This is a genomic window from Methylobacterium platani, assembly GCF_001653715.1.
GTDB lineage: Bacteria > Pseudomonadota > Alphaproteobacteria > Rhizobiales > Beijerinckiaceae > Methylobacterium > Methylobacterium platani.
Map to the genome: position 1 here is coordinate 145,404 of NZ_LWHQ01000010.1, position 16,941 is coordinate 162,344.

Below are 16,941 nucleotides of genomic sequence, written 5' to 3' on the forward strand. Positions count from 1 at the left end.
TCCGCCACGACCCCGAGGGCACCGCAACTTCAGGTTTATGGACGCGCATTCGAACAAGGCTAGAGTATCCCTGCGTCAAGGGCGGGGATGCGCGTCGTGGTCTGGGAACAATGCGCCGGGGCGGTCGGAGCGTGGCTGTCGGCTCCCTGGTCCGACCCGCCCGCCATCTGGGTCGGCCTGATCGGCTTCATGGCCGGCGCCGTCGAGATCGTCGCCCGCTACAAGGGCGATCCGCGCCGCGCGCTCCTCAACCTGCCGGCCCTGCTCTACGTCACGGTCAACGTCCTGGCCTGCCTGGCGATGCTGGCTTGCCTGCGGATGATCGAGCCCGCCTGGCTCTTCGCCGACCTGGCGGGAAAGCCCAACCTGCAGACGCTGTACCTGATCCTGGCCGCCGGCTTCGGGGCGATGACGCTGTTCCGCTCGTCGCTGTTCCGGATCAAGACGGCGGACGGCGAGATCGGCTTCGGGCCGTCGGCCCTGCTCGACACGCTGCTGTTCGCGTCGGACCGTGCCATCGACCGCAGCGTCGCGCCGCCCCGGGGCAGCGCGGTCCAGGCGATCATGAAGGACGTGTCGTTCGAGCGCGCCAAGATCGCGCTCCCGGTCTACTGCTTCGCCCTGATGCAGAACATCCCCGCCCGCGAGCAGAGGGACCTCGCCACGCAGGTCAAGGAGATCGCGCCCCTCGGCGTGCCGCCGGAGGTCAGCGCCGCCAATCTCGGCCTGCTGCTGATGAACGTCGTCGGCACCGACGTGCTGAAGCAGGCCGTGACGGATCTCGGCCCCTATATCGGCTACGATCCCCTGGCGGGAGACAGCCGCACCGACGCGATCGTCACGCTGATGGACGGCTTCGACGTCCTGAAGGCGCAGCAGCTGGCGGATGCCTGCATCAACCTCGGGCGGCCGGTGCCGACGGACGGGGTGGGGGAGCTGCGCATCCGCATCGCCCAGCTCGGCGTCGACGACATCGATCCTCGCCTGAAGGCCTTGATGCTCGGGCGCTGGCTGGTGGACCTCGTCGGCCCTTCGACCGTCGAGATCGCGCTCAGGCACCTGACGGCGGCATCCGGCGGCGGCATGCCGCCGCCCGGGGGGATGCCGGGGGCGGGAGCCGCGCCGCCGCGCGAAACGATCCGCCAGATGCTGTGGCGGTCTCTTGCCCGCCGCCGACGAGTCCGGGACAATCCGCGAAACCGCCGGTGACCCGGCGGATCACCGGAGGAGACGCAATGGCGAGCCCGAGCCGCTACCCGGAGACCTACGCCGCCTGGCAGCGCGACCCGGAGGCGTTCTGGGGCGCGGCCGCGCGGGCGATCGAGTGGGCGACGCCGCCCTCCCGCGTCTTCGCGCCGGAGGAGGGGGTGTACGGCCGCTGGTTTCCCGGCGCCGCGGTCAATGCCTGCCACAACGCCGTCGACCGCCACGTCGCCGCCGGGCGCGGCGAGCAGGCGGCGATCCTGTACGATTCGCCCGTCACCGGGACGAAGCGGCGGATCTCCTACGCCGCGCTCAAGGACGAGGTCGCGGCGCTCGCCGCGGTGCTGCAGGATCTCGGCGTCGGGCGCGGCGACCGGGTGGTCCTGTACATGCCGATGGTGCCCGAGGCCCTGTTCGGCATGCTGGCCTGCGCCCGCATCGGCGCGGTGCACTCGGTGGTGTTCGGGGGCTTCGCCGCCCGCGAGCTCGCCGCCCGCATCGAGGATGCCGAGCCCAAGGTGGTGCTCGCCGCCTCCTGCGGCATCGAGCCGGCGCGGGTCGTCGCCTACAAGCCGCTCCTCGACGAGGCCTGCCGGCTCTCCTCGCACAAGCCCGGATCGTGCCTGATCCTGCAGCGCCCGCAAGGTCCCGCCACGATGGTCGAGGGGCGCGACCGCGACTGGGCCGAGACCGTGGCGGCGGCCAAGCAGGCGGGCCGCGCCGCGCCCTGCATGCCGGTTCCCGCCACCGATCCGCTCTACGTGCTCTACACGTCCGGCACCACCGGCAAGCCGAAGGGCGTGGTGCGCGACACCGGCGGCTACCTCGTGGCGCTCGCCTGGTCGATGCCGAACCTCTACGGCGTCGCCCCCGGCGAGACCTACTGGTGCGCCTCCGACGTCGGCTGGGTGGTGGGCCATTCCTACATCGTCTACGGCCCGCTGCTGCACGGCTGCACCACGGTGCTCTACGAGGGCAAGCCGGTCGGCACGCCGGATGCCGGCGCGTTCTGGCGCGTGATCGCCGAGACCGGGGCGGTGGCGCTGTTCACCGCGCCGACGGCGCTCCGGGCGGTGAAGAAGGAGGATCCGGAAGCGCGGCTGATGGCCGGCCACGACCTGTCGCGCTTCCGCACCCTGTTCCTTGCCGGCGAGCGGGCGGACCCCGACACCGTGGCCTGGGCCGAGCGGGCCCTGGGCGTGCCGGTCATCGACCATTGGTGGCAGACCGAGACCGGCTGGCCGATCGCCGCCAACCCGGTCGGGCTCGGCGCGCTGCCGGTCAAGCACGGCAGCCCGACGGTGGCGATGCCGGGCTGGGACGTGCAGGTGCTCGACGAGGCCGGCCGGCCGGTGCCGGCCAACGCCATGGGGACGATCGCGATCCGGCTGCCGCTGCCCCCCGGGGCGCTGCCGACCCTGTGGCGGCAGGACGAACGCTTCCGCGAGAGCTACCTCGCGACCTATCCGGGCTACTACAACACCCAGGATGCCGGGTTCCTCGACGAGGACGGCTACGTCTCGGTGATGGGCCGCACCGACGACATCATCAACGTCGCCGGCCACCGCCTCTCGACCGGCGGCATGGAGGAGGTGCTGGCCTCCCACCCGGCCGTGGCGGAATGCGCCGTGATCGGCATCCGCGACGCGCTCAAGGGCGAGGCGCCCTGCGGCTTCGTGGTGCTGAAGGCCGGCGCCGCGCAGGGCCCGGACGTCATCGAGCGCGAGCTGGTGGCGCTGGTGCGCGAGCGCATCGGCCCGGTCGCCGCCTTCCGCCTCGCTCTCACGGTCGGGCGGCTGCCCAAGACCCGATCGGGCAAGATCCTGCGCGGCACGATGAAGAAGATCGCCGACGGGGAAGCCTGGACGGTGCCGCCGACGATCGAGGATGCCGGCGTGCTGGAGGAGATCGGCGGGGCTCTGCGGGAGCGGGGGCTGGGATGACGGGCCGGGGTCAGCCCCCGAGGGCGGCGGGCCCGTAGGGCGGAAGGACCGCCGCCTCGCGGAGCGGCATCGGCCGGCCGGTCAGGAAGCCCTGCACCCGCGTCACGCCGATGCCCCGCAGCACCGCGTACTCGGCCGCGGTCTCCACCCCCTCGGCGACGATCTCGCATCCGATCCGCCGGCCGTATCCCGTCAGCGCCTCGGTCAGGGCGCGGCGGCCGGAATGGATGTCGATGGCCCGGATCAGGCTCATGTCGAGCTTGATGATCTCCGGCGCGAGGTCGAGCACGTGCCGCAGCGTCGCGTGGCCGGCCCCGACATCGTCGATGGCGAGGCCCAGCCCCCGGCTCCGGAGCGGCCCCAGCCCGTCGCGCAGGGCCTCGTAGGAGGCGACCGCCGCGTGCTCGGTCAGCTCGACCACCAGCCGGTCGAGCGGCGCGTCCGCCAGCATCTTGGCGAGGCGGGGCGAGACGAGGGCCGCCGGCGAGAGGTTGACCGACAGCCTGACCCCGGCGGGCAGGTCCGGAAACGCGCGCAGGGCCTTGCGCAGGGCGAGGAATTCCAGCTCCTCGCCGAGCCCGACCTCCGCGGCCTGCGCGAACCAGGCATCCGGGCCCATCCCGGGGACCGGCGCGAAGCGCGCCAGGGCCTCGAAGGCGGAGAGGCTCCCGTCGGCGGTGCGGTAGATCGGCTGGAAGACCATCTCGACGGCCTCCGCCGCGACGGCGTCGGCGATGCGCCGGCGCCGCCCCTCCCGTTCGCGCGCCGCGTCGCGGTCGGTCCGCAGGATGGCTTCCACGAGATCCGCGCACAGGCGCAGGATGCCGAGATCGCGCGTCGTGAGGCTGCGGTCCGGCGTGAAGCTGAAGCAGCACAGCGTCCCGTAGACCTCGCCGTCCCGGTGGCGCAGCGGCACGCTCAGATGGGCCCCGACCGGCAGGTCGCGGGTGGCGGCGAGCCCGGCCGCGACCGGATCCTCGGCGGCGTCGTGCAGCAGGCCGGGGATCAACCCCTTCGCCACGTAGTAGCAGAAGCTCCGGTCGAGCGGCGCGTGGTCCCCGATCGCGACCGGGCTGTGCGCCGTTCCGGCATCCGAGAAGCGGAACACCCGATCGCCGGCCACGAATTCCGAGATGAAGCCGACATCCATCGCCAGGTGGCGGCGGACGGCACGCAGAATGGAGACGACCTGTTCGCTGGCGCTCCCGGTCAGGTCGCCGAAAACTGCGTGCAGGGGCATCCTACGATCCGATCCGGCGGTCGACACGATCGTTTCTCAACTTATGATTGTATAAACAACAGGAGCATGGCGGGTCGCATCGTCGTGCAGGGTCGAGCATCGCCCGCATCCCGTCGACCGGCGCACCGGTTTCTCGTCAGGATACGACAGGTCATGTGTGCCCCCAACCTTCCATGACGCAGAGGTCCTGGAGCCGATCGCGCGCCGCGCATGGGCCCGGGATCCGTGGGCGCACCCGCGCAATACGATCGATCTCTTCGCAGGCTCGCCCTGCCGCCCTCGTACGCAACGTCAGAGGGAATAGGATGGTGGTCGAAGAGCGCATTGCGAGACGAGCACTTGATAACATTTGATAGTCGGAAACCAGTAGCCTATGATCGGCACGCAGTCGAGCCGACCCGAGAAGTCGTCATGCTTGGACTAAATACCTACGAAGGGCGGCAACGTCGAGACTGTGCCGCGGGCGACGGCCTCGAAGCGGTGCCGGAATCGCTGAGGGCGCTGGTCGGCAAGGCCGAGCGCGCCATCGCCGACTTGTCCGGCGGCGCCGACGGCCGCGAAACCATGCATGCGCTGCGCAGCAGCGTGTCGGATATCTGCGCCCTGACGCAGGCCGATCCGAAGATGCGGCGCGCCGTCGGGCGGCTCGTCCGCGCGGGCGAGCGGCTGGCGGAGGCGAAGATTCAACCGCTCCGGGCACGGGCGGAAGCGGCGGCACTCCGGGCGGTCCGCAGCCTGGCCCACCTCCTGGTCGATGCCCGCCCGAGCCGGATCGCCGTGAGCCTCGGCCGGGGCTGGTAGGGCCCGGCCCGGTCCCGGGAGTGCGGTGCGCCGGCGCACCCCGCGCGCCGTCGCCGTTGCGCGGGCGCCCTGCGCTGCCGATGCTGGCCCGATCCGGCGCGGCGCGTCACAGTGCGGCCATTCTCTCCCGGAGTACCCGCATGAGCAGCCCCCTCCTGTTCCAGCCCCTGCGCCTCGACGGCCTGGAACTGGAAAACCGCATCGTCGTCGCGCCGATGTGCCAGTACTCGGCCCGCGACGGCGAGGCCACCGATTGGCACATGATGCATCTCGGCCAGCTCGCGGTCTCGGGTGCCGGGCTCCTGACGCTCGAGGCCACCGCCGTGTCGCCGGAGGCCCGCATCACCGCCGGCGATCTGGGCCTGTGGGACGACGGGACCGAGCGGGCGCTCGCCCGGGTGCTCGACGCGGTGCGGGACTACGCACCGGTGCCGGTCTGCATCCAGATCGCGCATGCCGGCCGCAAGGCGTCGAGCGAGCCGCCGTGGCGCGGCGGCCATCAGGTGGCGCCGGACGCGCCCCGCGGCTGGCTCACCGAGGCGCCGTCGCCGCTCCCCCATGCCGAGGGCGAGGTGGCGCCGCGCATGCTCGACCGCGAGGACATGAAGCGCATCCGCGACGGGTTCGCCGCCACCGCCCGGCGGGCGGTACGCCTCGGCATCGAGGCGGCGGAGATCCATGCGGCGCACGGCTACCTGCTGCACCAGTTCCTGTCGCCGCTCGCCAACCGGCGGACCGACGCCTATGGCGGCAGCCTCGAGAACCGGATGCGCTTCCCGCTCGAGGTGTTCGACGCCGTCCGGGAGGTGTTTCCGGCCGGCCGGCCGGTCTGGGCCCGGGTCTCGGCGACGGACTGGGTCGAGGAGGGCTGGGAGGTCGAGCAGACCATCGCCTTCGCGGAAGGCCTGAAGGCGCGGGGCGCGGCCGCCATCCACGTCTCGACCGGCGGCGTCTCGCCCCGGCAGAAGATCGCCGTCGGCCCCGGCTACCAGGTGCCCTTCGCCGAGCGGGTGCGGGCGGCGACCGACCTCGTCACCATCGCGGTCGGCCTCATCACCGAGCCGCGCCAGGCCGAGTCGATCCTGGTCGAGGGCCGGGCCGACGCGGTCTCGCTCGCCCGCGCCCTCCTCTACGACCCGCGCTGGCCCTGGCACGCCGCCGCCGAGCTCGGCGGCCGGGTCCGCGCGCCGAAGCAGTACTGGCGCTCGCAGCCGCACCACCTCAAGGACCTGTTCAAGGAATCGAGCTTCGGCCAGCGCTGAGGCGGGCCGGGTGGGACGGCATCAGCCGTCCTGCCCGTCCTCCAGCAGGATCTCGCGCTTGCCGGCATGGTTGGCGGGACCGACGATGCCCTCGCGCTCCATCCGCTCCATCAGCGAGGCCGCCCGGTTGTAGCCGATCTGCAGACGCCGCTGGATGTAGCTCGTCGACGCCTTCTTGTCGCGCAAGACCACCGCCACCGCCTGGTCGTAGACGTCCGCCGACGGGTCTCCGAAGCCGCCCTGATCCATGACCGGGGTGTCGGCCTCCTCCTCGCCCTCCTCGGCGGTGACCGCCTCGAGGTAGGACGGACGGCCCTGGCGCTTGAGGTGGGCCACCACCTGCTCGACCTCGTCGTCAGAGCAGAACGGCCCGTGCACCCGGGTCGTGCGCCCGCCGCCGGCCATGAACAGCATGTCGCCCTGGCCCAGCAGCTGCTCGGCCCCCATCTCGCCGAGGATCGTCCGCGAGTCGATCTTCGAGGTCACCTGGAACGAGATCCGGGTCGGGAAGTTCGCCTTGATTGTGCCGGTGATCACGTCCACCGACGGACGCTGCGTCGCCATGATCAGGTGCAGGCCCGCCGCCCGCGCCATCTGGGCGAGGCGCTGGATCGCCCCTTCGATGTCCTTGCCCGCCACCATCATCAGGTCGGCCATCTCGTCGACCACGATCACGATGTAGGGGAGCGGGGCGAGATCCATCATCTCGTCCTCGTAGATCGCCTCGCCGGTCTCGCGGTCGAAGCCGGTCTGGACCGTGCGGGTGATCACCTCGCCGCGCGCGCGCGCCTCCGCCACCCGGGCGTTGAAGCCGTCGATGTTGCGCACGCCCAGCTTCGACATCTTCTTGTAGCGCTCCTCCATCTCGCGCACCGCCCATTTGAGGGCGATGACCGCCTTCTTGGGGTCGGTGACGACGGGCGAGAGCAGGTGCGGGATGCCGTCGTAGACCGAGAGCTCCAGCATCTTGGGATCGACCATGATCAGGCGGCACTCCTCCGGGGTCATCCGGTAGAGCAGCGACAGGATCATGGTGTTGATGGCGACCGACTTGCCCGAGCCGGTGGTACCGGCGACGAGCAGGTGGGGCATGCGGGCGAGATCGGCGATGATCGCCTCGCCGCCGATGTTTTTTCCCAAGCAGAGCGCGAGCTTCTGCTTGGTCTCGGCGAAGGCCGGCGAGGCCAGGAGCTCGCGCAGGTACACCGTCTCGCGGCGCGCGTTCGGCAGCTCGATGCCGATGGCGTTGCGGCCCTGCACGACGGCGACGCGGGCGGAGATGGCGGACATCGAGCGGGCGATGTCGTCGGCGAGCGAGATGACGCGGCTCGACTTGGTGCCCGGCGCCGGCTCCAGCTCGTAGAGCGTGACGACGGGGCCCGGCCGCACGGCCAGGATCTCCCCGCGCACGCCGAAATCCTCCAGCGTCGATTCGAGCAGGGTGGCGTTCTGCTCGAGCGCGTCGGTCGACACCGCGGCGCTCGGCGCCGGGTGGCGCGGCTCGGCGAGCAGCGTCAGCGCCGGCAGCTCGTAGGCATCCGGCGAGGCCGGAACGGGAGCCGGCGCGCGGCGGGTCTGGATTGGCGGGGGAGGGGGCGCGACCCGGCCTCGGCCGGCGGGCTCCGGGCCGTCCTCCTCGTCCGCCGCATCGTCGTCGAGTGCCGGCTCGGCCCGGCGCGGGGCCTCGACCCGGCGCGGCGCTCCGTCCGCGAAGACAGGCTCGCGCCGACCCGTCCGGGCGGGACGCTCGGGACCCGCCTCGGGCTCGTTCCAGGCCTCCGCGTCGCCGGGCTCGGCGAAGGCGCGCCGGGCGGCGAGCGCCGGGGAGTTGCCGGAATAGGGATCGGCGGCACCACCGCGCCAGGAGCCGTCGCGCACCGCCTCGATCTTCTGCGCCACGGCGGTGCGGGCGCTGATGGCGAGGTGGGCGAGCGCCCCGAGGGAGGTCAGCCCCAGGCCGGGCGATTCGTCGTCGTGGGGGGCCGGCGCGCGGCGGCCCTGCCGCTCGTCGTAGCGGCTCACCACCGGGGCGAAGGACTCCGCCTCGTCGTCGCCGTCCTCGTCCTCGATCAGCCCGAAGCCGCAGGCGCCGGTGAGGCTCACCACCGCGACCGCCGCGTAGAGGAAGCCCGCGAAGGCGCCCGCCGGCCCGGCGATCGCCTTGGCGGCGGCCAGCAGCGCGTCGCCGGCGACGCCGCCGAGGCCGGTCGGCAGCGGCCAGCGCGCGGTCGGCGGCAGGGCGCTCGCCATGCCGCTCGCCGCGCCGAAGCCGATGATCCACAGCACCAGCCGCAATTGCAGCCGCGCCAGCCGGTGGGTGCGCAGCAACCGCATCCCCCACACCGCCGGCGGCAGCGCGAAGGCGAGCGCGCCGAGACCGAGGAGCTGCATCCCGAGATCCGACACCACCGCGCCGCCGAAGCCGAGCAGGTTGCGGGCCGTGCGCGAGGTAGCGTGGTTGAGGCTCGGGTCGTCGATCGACCAGGTCGCCAGGGCCACCGTGAAGCACGCCGCTCCGACGAGCAGGGACAGGCCGGTGACCTCAGTCGCCCGCCGCGTCAGGAACGCGCGGAGCGTGTCGATGAGGCCATCGTAGGGCGATGCCGAGCGACGAAGCGAACGCATGCGGGACAAGGACCGGTTACGCGAAACTGGACCATGAGGATGCGGCGGTGCGGTTAATGCCCATTTAAGGCTAACCGCCTGTTGCGGCATCGCGGGAGAGCGGCGCGAAGGCGCTGGATCTGCTAGGGTTTCCGGCGGATCGGTGGAATCGGCCCCTCACCGATGCCGCGCGAGGCCTCCCATGCCCGATCCCGTCCTGCCCGATCCCGTCCTGCCCGATCCCGAGACCGCACATGCGGCCCGGACCTTCCTGCACCACATCGCCGGGCGCTATCCGGTGAAGGAGACCGTGCTGTTCGGCAGCCGGGCCCGCGGCACGCACGGCACCGACAGCGACGCCGACCTCGCGGTGATCCTGCACGGCCCCCCCGGTAAGCGGTACCGGATCGCGGGCGAGATGGCGGAGATCGCCTTCATGGTGATGCTGGAAACCGGGATTCTGGTCCAGGCGGTCCCGCTGTGGGAGGACGAGTTCGAGCGGCCGGAGGCCTTCAGCAATCCTGGGTTGATCGATGATATCAGGAGTGAAGGGGTCACGATCGACGTGGTGCCGGCCTACGGCTCCCGCCCGCTGAAAGACACTTTCACTGATGCCGATCGATCTTGATTTTTGAGCGAAAAGGTATCGGTCTCGCCGTCGGCACTCCAGGCAATCTGAAAATCGATCTGCAGGTTGTGACTCGTCTTCCACGCGACGGCGGGGCCGCTCCGCGAGCAGTCCCCCGTAAACACCGCGTATCCGTCGTCCAGGGCATGCGCGCGGCTATCGGTTGCTTGCAGGATCGCGACCGTGTCGGAGCAGTAGGGAGCGAGAAACTGTCCGCCTTCGCGGCGTATAATTACCGCCACCATCTGCCCGTCCGGTGATGGATAGAGTTGGATCGCTGGTTGATCCCCTGCGCGATTCAGTGCTCGCATAAGACAAACACCACCGTACCCCAAGACAGCCACCACGCCGACGAGAATGAGCAGCCGGCGTAGGGTCGAAAAGACCGAGCCGAAGACGGTACTTCTCACTGCCGGCCCTCGGATATCATCAGGGTAATGCGCTCGACCCAGCGGTAGCCTTGCGCCGGCGCTCCATCGAGGTCCGGGCCGGCGGCAGTCTCTGTCAACCTAAGATAAATCGTACCCTGACGTAAGAAAGCCCCGGCGCCGTCGCACCGGGGCTTCCCGCATTCCGACGAGCCGGGGCGCGCACGCCCCGGCTCCGCGTCTCAGTAGTTGTAGGCCCGCTCGCCGTGATCGGCGAGATCGAGGCCCTCGCGCTCCTCGTCCTGGGTCACGCGCAGGCCGACCACCACGTCGACGATCTTGTAGAGGATCGCCGAGCCGATGCCCGACCACAGGATGGTGAAGCCGACCGCCTTGGCCTGGGACAGGAAGGCCGGGCCGAACTCGTAGGCCGCGGCCACCAGCTCGCCGGGCTTCGCCGCGTAGTCGGGGGCGCCGACGCCGCCGAGGGCCGGGTTGACCAGGATGCCGGTGGCGAGCGCGCCCAGGATGCCGCCGACGCAGTGCACGCCGAAGACGTCGAGGGAGTCGTCGTAGCCGAGCGCGTTCTTGACGGTCGAGCACATCACGAAGCAGACGGCGCCGGCGACGAGGCCGAGCACGATCGAGCCCATCGGGCCGGCGAAGCCGCAGGCCGGGGTGATCGCGACGAGGCCGGCGACCGCGCCCGAGAGCATGCCGAGCAGCGAGGGCTTGCCCTTGGCGGCCCACTCCACGAACAGCCAGGACAGGCCGGCCGCCGCGGTGGCCACGAAGGTGTTGATCATCGCGAGCGCGGCCGAGCCGTTGGCCTCGAGGTTGGAGCCGGCGTTGAAGCCGAACCAGCCGACCCAGAGCAGCGCGGCGCCGATCATCGTCATGGTCAGCGAGTGCGGGGCGAGCAGGTCGCGGCCGTAGCCGATACGCTTGCCGATCATCAGGCAGCCGACGATGCCGGCGATGCCCGCGTTGATGTGGACCACGGTGCCGCCGGCGAAGTCGAGGGCGCCCCACTTGAACAGCAGGCCGGCATCGGCGTTGACGGCGTCGAGCGCGTCCTGGGCCGCCTTCTTGGAGGCCTCGTCGGTGGCGGCAGCCAGCGCCTTGGCGGCGTTGCCGACCGCATCGGGGCCGCCCCAGTACCAGACCATGTGGGCCATCGGGAAGTAGATGAAGATCAGCCACAGCGTGCAGAACAGCAGCAGGGCCGAGAACTTCATACGCTCCGCGAAGGCGCCGACGATCAGCGCCGGGGTGATCATCGCGAACGTCATCTGGAAGCAGATGTAGACGTATTCGGGGATGACGACGCCGTTCGAGAACGTCGCCGCGACCGAGTTGGCGTCGACGCCGCGCAGGAACGCCTTCGAGAAGCCGCCGACGAAGTCGTTGAGCCCGCCGCCGTTGGTGAAGGCGAGGCTGTAGCCGAAGAACACCCAGATGATGCAGGCGAGGCAGACGATGGCGAAGACCTGGGTCAGCAGCGACAGCATGTTCTTGGTGCGCACGAGGCCGCCGTAGAACAGCGCCAGGCCCGGCACCGACATCATCAGCACCAGCGCGGACGAGATCAGCATCCAGGCGGTGTCGCCCTTGTTCGGCACCGGCGCCGCCGCCGCGGCCGGCGCGGCCTCGACGGTGGGCGTCTGCGCCAGGGACGGCTCCACCAGCAGAAGCGCCAGCGCGGCGCCTCCCAGGCCGAGAGCCAGGACGTTGCGAAGCTTCATGGAAGAGGAACTCCCGATGGGATCGAAGGCAATGACGGGAAAGGGGTGGCGGGGCGCTCGACGAGGCCCCGCCCGGACCGCCTCAGAGGGCGTCGGCGTCGGTCTCGCCGGTGCGGATGCGCACGGCCTTCTCGAGCGGCATCACGAAGATCTTGCCGTCGCCGATCTGGCCGGTGCGGGCGGCCGCCGCGATGGTGTCGACGACGTTCGCGACGAGGTCGACGGCGACCGCCACCTCGATCTTGAGCTTGGGCAGGAAGCTGACGGCGTATTCGGCCCCGCGATAGATCTCGGTATGCCCCTTCTGCCGGCCGTAGCCCTTCACTTCGGTCACGGTCAGGCCGTGCACGCCGATGCTGGTGAGGGCGTCGCGGACCTCCTCCAGCTTGAACGGCTTGATGATGGCCATGACGATCTTCATGGGACGGGCCCCCTTTCGAATTGGCGCCCCCGCCCGGCGCCGGGGCCGGGTCGGGGCGTGATCCGGAGCCTCCAGGTTGACCCCCTGGTCCCGGCGCCGGTCTCGAATGGGGTAAATCAAGGTTCGTGCCAGAAATCCGCACCGGACCTACGGACAAGCTGCCCGGTTCCTGGGCCGATTGCGGAGATTGAAGCCGCTCCCGGCGGCAATGCAGCTGAAAAAACCGCCAATTGCCCAACAGAGAGGCAGAAACCCGGTCAGGCCTCCGGCTCGGGGGCGACGCGCTTGCGGCGGATCATGCCTTCCTGCGCCACGGAAGCGACCAGGGTGCCGTCGCGGGTGAAGATCAGCCCGCGGGAGAAGCCGCAGCCGCCCGACGCGCTCGGGCTGTCCTGGGCGTAGAGCAGCCACTCGTCGGCCCGGAACGGCCGGTGGAACCACAGGGCGTGGTCGAGGCTCGCCGGCTGGATCTCGCTCTCGAACACCGTGCGGCCGTGGGGGCTGAGCGAGGTGTCGAGCAGCGTCATGTCGGAGGCGTAGGCCAGCACCGCCTGGTGGATCGCCGGATCGTCCGGCAGGGGCGAGGTCGCCCGGATCCAGACGTGGAAGCGCGCCGGCCCGGGCTCGCGTGAGGCGTAGCGGGCGAGCTCGACCGGGCGCAGCTCGATCGGCCGCTCGCGCTCGAAATAGGCCCGCACCGGCTCGGGCATGCGCGGCAGCATCGAGGCCTTGAGGGCGCTTTCGCCCGGCAGGTCCTCGGGCATCGGCACCGCCGGCATCGTCGCCTGATGGTCGAAGCCCGGCTCCTCGACGTGGTAGGAGGCCGACATCGAGAAGATCGGGCGGCCGTGCTGGATCGCCACCACGCGGCGCGTGGTGAAGCTGCGGCCGTCGCGGATGCGGTCGACCTCGTAGACGATCGGCACCTTCGGGTCGCCGCCGAGCAGGAAATAGCCGTGGAGCGAGTGCGGCCGGCGCTCCGGCGGCACCGTCCGGGTCGCGGCGACGAGCGCCTGGCCGATCACCTGGCCGCCGAAGACCCGCTGCCAGCGATCCTTCGGCGAGCGACCGCGGAAGAGGTTCTGCTCCAGCGGCTCCAGGTCGAGGATGTCGAGGAGGTCGGCGACCGCGCGCAAGGGACTATATCCGGGCTGGTGGAGGGGCGCGTAGCTGACGCAGGCCGATGCGCGCCGTCAAGCGACGCAGGGGTCCGCCTTGTGCTATGGCCTGCCCACCGGACGAGCAGCGGGCGAAGCGCGACATGGTGCAGGGTGACGGCGTGAGCGGGCGACGGGGCGCGGCGCGGGAGATCGTGGTCGCGGGCGGGGGATTGCCGGGGCTGGCCCTGGCGCTGGCGCTCCGCCAGGCCCTCGGCGAGGCGGTGCGGGTCACGGTCTGCGACCCGGCCTTCGCGCGCCGGGACGCCCCGGAAGGCGGGAGCGCCCCGCGGGACCTGCGCGCCTACGCGGTCGCGGCCGCGGCCCGGCGGATGCTCGAACGCCTCGGGGTCTGGGACGCGGTGCGCGCCGGTGCCCAGCCGATCACCGAGATGGTCATCACCGACAGCCGGCTCGCCGATCCGGTACGGCCGACCTTCCTGACCTTCGAGGGCGAGGTGGCGGAAGGAGAGCCCTTCGCCCACATGGTCGAGGGCGGCGGCCTGCTGCGGGCGCTGCGCGACGCGGCGGACGCGGCCGGCGTGGTGCTGGAGGCGAGCCCGGTCCTCGCGGCGGTGCCGGAGACCGACGCGATCGTCGCGCGCCTGCCGGACGGGAGGCGGATCCGGGCCGACCTCGTGGTGGCGGCCGACGGCGCCCGCTCGCGCCTGCGCGAGGCCGCCGGCATCGGCTGGGTCGGCTGGTCCTATCCGCAATCCGGCATCGTCGCGACGGTGGCGCACGAGCGCGACCACGAGGGCCGGGCGATCGAGCACTTCCTGCCCTCCGGCCCCTTCGCGGTGCTGCCGCTGCCGCCGGGCGGCCCGCTCGGGCACCGTTCGTCGATCGTCTGGACCGAGCGGCAATCCGAGGTGCCGGCGCTCCTCGGCGGCGGGCCGGACGAAGCGCTGATCGAAGTCGAGCGGCGCTTCGGCCTCGCGCTCGGTCGCCTCGCCCTCGAATCGCCCCTCCGGGCCTATCCGCTCTCCTTCGGGATCGCCCGCCGCTTCGGCGCCAGGCGCCTGCTGCTCCTCGGCGACGCCGCCCACGTCATCCACCCGATCGCCGGCCAGGGCCTGAACCTCGGCCTGCGCAGCGCCGCCGCCCTGGCGGAGGCGCTCGCCGACACGATGCGCCTCGGCCTCGACCCCGGCGGCCCGGAGGCGCTCGAGACCTACGAGCGCAGCCGCCGCTTCGACACCCTCGCGATGGGCGCGGCCACCGACGGTCTCAACCGGCTGTTCTCGACCGACGCCCTGCCGGTCCGCCTCGCCCGCGACCTCGGTCTCGGCCTCGTCGACCGGTTGCCGGGGCTGAAGCGGCTGTTCATCCGCGAGGCGGCGGGCCTGCGGGGGCGGCAGCCGCGGTTGATGCGGGGGGAGGCGTTGTAGGGAACTGCTCTGGCCGGGCCGGCGGCTTCTCTATCCTCCATCGTCGTCCCGGGACCGCGAAAGCGGAACCCGGAATGACGTGGGGTTGCCAGACCGGTCGAGACCGACCGGGACATCGGCGAAAATCTACCGCAGATCCCCCGCATGGCTGACCGCGAAATGCGTCAGCTCCGTCAGCGTCGCGAGCCCGAGGCGTTGGCGCAGGGCGGCGCAGGCATTGGTCACTGTCTTGTAGCTCACCGACAGATCCTCGGCGATCGCGGCGTAACCCCGGCCCTCGGCGAGCAGCGCCAGGACGCGGCGCTCGCGCGGGGTCAGGGTGCCGAGGAGCGAGCGGCGCGGATCGGCCTGCAGCAGGGCGACCTCGGTGGCGAGCTGTCCGTCGAGGTAGGGCCGCCCGGCGCGGACCTGCTCGTAGGCCCGCACCAGGTCGCCGGCGGGCGCGTCCTTGAGGACGTAGCCGACTGCGCCGGCGGCGAGCGCCCGGGCGACGATCGCCGGGTCGGCGTGCATGCTGAACACCAGCACGCGGGTCGCCGGGACCCGCTTGCGCACCCGGCCGACCAGCGCCAGGCCGGCGAGCTCGCGGCCCGGGAAGGCGAGGTCGATCACGGCGACGTGGGGCCGGTGGCGCAGGACGGCGCGGTAGCCCTCCGGCAGGCCGGCGGCAGCCCAGACCTCGGCCCCCGCATCCTCGAGCAGGCGCCGGGCGCCCTGGAGCACGATCGGGTGGTCGTCGACCACGACGACGCGGGTCACGGCGTCTCCTCCGGGGTGTCGGGTTCGGTCGGCAGGGCGATCCGCAGGGACGTGCCCGGGTCGCGCGGCACGAGGGCGAGGGTGCCGCCCAGGGCCTCGACCCGCTCGCGCATCCCGGCCAAGCCCCGGCCTTGGCCCGGCTCACCGCCGAGGCCGCCGCCGTCGTCGTCGACGCTGAGCCGCAGGCCGGCGTCGCGCTCCGCGACCTCGACCGTCACCCGCGACGCGCCGGCATGGCGCAGCGCGTTGGTCAGGCCCTCCTGCACGCAGCGATAGACGGTGAGGTCGACGAGGTCGCCGTAGCCGGGCTTGAGGGCGGCGAAGCGGCCCTCGACGGCGATCTCCGGGTGGTGCCGGGCGGCCTCCCGCACCAGCAGTTCGAGGCAGCGGCCGAGCGGCACCTGGCCGAGGCCGGCCGGGCGCAGGCGGTTGAGGAGCGCCCGGTTGATCGTCTGCACCCGCGTGACGATCGCCGCGATGTCGCCGGTGCGCTCGGTCAGGCGGGTGCGGGCCGGCTCGTCGAGGGTCGCGGCGATGCGGGCGATCGAGGAGGAATTGGCCTCCAGCGCGAACAGGCACGGCCCGAACTCGTCGTGCAGCTCGAGGGCGGTGCGGCGGCGCTCGTCCTCCTCGGCGGTCATGACGCGGCGGTGCAGCCGGAGATTGGCCGCCCGCGCCGCGCCGAGCGCCTCGGCGAGCCGGTTGAACCGCGCCGCGATGACGGCGAGCTCGCGCGTGTCCGGCCGGCCGACCCGGGCGCCGTAATCCTGCTGCTCCAGCCGCGTCAGCCCGGCGGCGAGCTGGGCGAGCGGGCTCAGGATCCGCCCGAAGGCGATGGTGAGGATCGCCAGCATGGCGAGGCTCAAGGCGAGGCCGGTCAGCCCGAGCGCGAGGGCGTAGCCCCAGACCTCGTCGATCTCGTCCGACGGCTCGGCGGTGACGAGCGCCGTGCCGATGCGGGCGCCGCGCAAGCTCAGCGGCACCTCGTGGCGCTGCGCCGGCGGGGCGATCAGGTGCGCGAACCAGGCCGGGGCCCGCCGCGTGCCCTCGCGCCGCGCCCCGGCCGCGACCGGACGGTTTCCGGCATCGAGCAGGGTGACCCGGACGTGGCGCAGGCCCTGGAAGCGGTAGGCGAGGGTGCGGAACAGGCCCGGCAGGGGCGCGTCCTGGAGCGCCTGCAGGGTCTCGGCGACCAGCGGCTCGACCACCGCCAGCGAGGCCGCGGTCTCGACCTCGGTGGCCGTGCGCGCCTTGTGGATGATGACCGCGCCCGAGAGCGCCGCCGCCGCGAGGTTGATGAGCACGACGACGACCATCAGCCGCGCCCGCATCGGCCGGCCGGACCACAGGGCGGGCAGGAGCCGGCGCGGGGCGGCGGCGGGAGGCGGCGAGGCGGGGACGGGACGGGGAGGCAACGGG

General features: G+C 72.1%; 13 protein-coding genes. 6 read left to right on the forward strand and 7 right to left on the reverse strand.

Annotated elements, in window-relative coordinates; translation table 11 throughout:
• The first annotated feature begins 96 nt into the window (after positions 1-96).
• On the forward strand, positions 97-1,209 hold the full coding sequence (locus A5481_RS05310) for a hypothetical protein (RefSeq protein WP_156311953.1): 1,113 nt from the start codon (positions 97-99) through the stop codon (positions 1,207-1,209).
• A 26-nt stretch (positions 1,210-1,235) separates the two neighbouring features.
• Complete coding sequence (locus A5481_RS05315; RefSeq protein ID WP_048435355.1) at positions 1,236-3,146, forward strand: propionyl-CoA synthetase; 1,911 nt, start codon at positions 1,236-1,238, stop codon at positions 3,144-3,146.
• A 10-nt stretch (positions 3,147-3,156) separates the two neighbouring features.
• On the opposite strand, the gene A5481_RS05320 is transcribed toward A5481_RS05315, so the two are convergent.
• Complete coding sequence (locus A5481_RS05320) at positions 3,157-4,386, reverse strand: sensor domain-containing phosphodiesterase (RefSeq protein WP_053082460.1); 1,230 nt, start codon at positions 4,384-4,386, stop codon at positions 3,157-3,159.
• A gap of 324 nt (positions 4,387-4,710) precedes the next feature.
• Here A5481_RS05320 and A5481_RS05325 point away from each other — a divergent pair, with 324 nt between their 5' ends.
• Both A5481_RS05325 and A5481_RS05330 read left to right on the forward strand, forming a co-directional pair.
• On the forward strand, positions 4,711-5,187 hold the full coding sequence (locus A5481_RS05325) for a hypothetical protein (RefSeq protein WP_245238988.1): 477 nt from the start codon (positions 4,711-4,713) through the stop codon (positions 5,185-5,187).
• 140 nt (positions 5,188-5,327) lie between these two features.
• Positions 5,328-6,449, forward strand: coding sequence for an NADH:flavin oxidoreductase/NADH oxidase (locus A5481_RS05330; RefSeq protein ID WP_048435353.1), 1,122 nt, complete (start codon positions 5,328-5,330; stop codon positions 6,447-6,449).
• 21 nt (positions 6,450-6,470) lie between these two features.
• On the opposite strand, the gene A5481_RS05335 is transcribed toward A5481_RS05330, so the two are convergent.
• On the reverse strand, positions 6,471-9,074 hold the full coding sequence (locus A5481_RS05335) for an FtsK/SpoIIIE family DNA translocase (RefSeq protein WP_048435352.1): 2,604 nt from the start codon (positions 9,072-9,074) through the stop codon (positions 6,471-6,473).
• A gap of 181 nt (positions 9,075-9,255) precedes the next feature.
• Here A5481_RS05335 and A5481_RS05340 point away from each other — a divergent pair, with 181 nt between their 5' ends.
• Positions 9,256-9,681 (forward strand): nucleotidyltransferase domain-containing protein, encoded by a 426-nt coding sequence (locus A5481_RS05340; protein ID WP_064503809.1) that lies wholly within the window; start codon positions 9,256-9,258, stop codon positions 9,679-9,681.
• 610 nt (positions 9,682-10,291) lie between these two features.
• Here the strand turns inward: A5481_RS05340 and A5481_RS05345 are convergent.
• The 3 genes from A5481_RS05345 to tesB form a co-directional block, all read right to left on the reverse strand.
• Complete coding sequence (locus A5481_RS05345) at positions 10,292-11,794, reverse strand: ammonium transporter (RefSeq protein ID WP_048435351.1); 1,503 nt, start codon at positions 11,792-11,794, stop codon at positions 10,292-10,294.
• An 82-nt stretch (positions 11,795-11,876) separates the two neighbouring features.
• Positions 11,877-12,215: a P-II family nitrogen regulator gene (locus A5481_RS05350; RefSeq protein ID WP_048435350.1), complete on the reverse strand. Its 339-nt coding sequence runs from the start codon at positions 12,213-12,215 to the stop codon at positions 11,877-11,879.
• 257 nt (positions 12,216-12,472) lie between these two features.
• Entirely contained in the window at positions 12,473-13,351 is an 879-nt protein-coding gene (gene tesB / locus A5481_RS05355; RefSeq protein WP_048435349.1) for an acyl-CoA thioesterase II, read from the reverse strand.
• A gap of 125 nt (positions 13,352-13,476) precedes the next feature.
• Between tesB and A5481_RS05360 the strand changes: the two genes are divergently transcribed.
• Positions 13,477-14,763: an FAD-dependent monooxygenase gene (locus A5481_RS05360; protein ID WP_048435348.1), complete on the forward strand. Its 1,287-nt coding sequence runs from the start codon at positions 13,477-13,479 to the stop codon at positions 14,761-14,763.
• A gap of 126 nt (positions 14,764-14,889) precedes the next feature.
• Here A5481_RS05360 and A5481_RS05365 read toward each other — a convergent pair whose 3' ends face one another.
• Entirely contained in the window at positions 14,890-15,522 is a 633-nt protein-coding gene (locus tag A5481_RS05365) for a response regulator (protein WP_048435347.1), read from the reverse strand.
• Positions 15,519-16,937: an ATP-binding protein gene (locus A5481_RS05370; protein WP_064503810.1), complete on the reverse strand. Its 1,419-nt coding sequence runs from the start codon at positions 16,935-16,937 to the stop codon at positions 15,519-15,521. The genes A5481_RS05365 and A5481_RS05370 overlap by 4 nt, the downstream gene beginning before the upstream one ends.
• Positions 16,938-16,941: the final 4 nt, after the last annotated feature.